This window comes from Bradyrhizobium sp. CSA112 (genome assembly GCF_029051645.1).
In the GTDB taxonomy this organism is placed as follows: domain Bacteria; phylum Pseudomonadota; class Alphaproteobacteria; order Rhizobiales; family Xanthobacteraceae; genus Bradyrhizobium.
Map to the genome: position 1 here is coordinate 1 of NZ_JAACFS010000120.1, position 776 is coordinate 776.

1 protein-coding gene is annotated in these 776 nt (G+C 57.3%); it reads right to left on the bottom strand.

All coding sequences use genetic code 11. From position 1 onward, the window contains the following. Window positions 1–228: 228 nt before the first annotated feature. Complete coding sequence (locus GWE18_RS41940) at window positions 229–483, bottom strand: hypothetical protein (protein WP_275191309.1); 255 nt, start codon at window positions 481–483, stop codon at window positions 229–231. Between the last annotated feature and the right edge of the window lie 293 nt (window positions 484–776).

Genomic DNA, 776 nt, shown 5'->3' on the forward strand with positions numbered 1-776 from the left:
GCCCGTCGAAATCTCTTGAACACCATTGGCTTCCCCTCGTTTTCCCGCACATATACTAATAGCCAAAACCCAGCCGTCCAGCGGGCGGTTACACGCGCCGCCTGTGCGGTGGTCCGGCTCCCGCGCTCCCCTTCTTGAGGCCTCCGGACCGGATGACCAGCCAGCGGGCTTCTCTGGGACACCGGGTCATCAGGCCCATTTAACGTTAGGGCAGCAGGTTCAGGCGGATCAACGATAGAGCGTTTGATGGAAGAATACCGGGCCCATGTTATCGGGCCGGACGGCTACATTATCAATCGGGTCGATATCCGCCTCTGACGAGAAAGAGGCGCGGCGGCTCGAAAGGTCGCCCTTGATGGCCACGCCATTGAGCTTTGGCAAGCCGACCGCTTCATAGAACGCTTTGAACCAGAGCAGTAAGGCCTGCCTCAGTTGCGGGTTCCCATCTTTTTCGAATGTCGCCTGTTGACCCAAAGCTGTCATTAGAGCGGCAGCGAAAGCTGATCCCTTACATTACCAGAGAAAATGATTGCTGATAATCTCACTGCACGCAGCGGGATCGGACCTGTTCGTGTTTTCGGGTGGCGCCGTGCACTCTTTCGTCTCTTCCTGTACCTCCGCTATTAGGTCAATGGTGCTGCCCGAGGCTCCGAGTTCCGAACGTTGCCACGCGGCACCATCGTGCCGCCATGCTTTGGTCAAAACTGCATTGAGTGGTTGGCGGGGTCGTCGATGTAGTGAAAATGCGACCGCCCTCTTTCGGGTGACATTGGACG

Excerpts from the sequence above, each read along its gene's own strand:
- GWE18_RS41940 (WP_275191309.1), bottom strand. The coding sequence starts at position 483 with ATGACAGCTTTGGGTCAACAGGCGACATTCGAAAAAGATGGGAACCCG.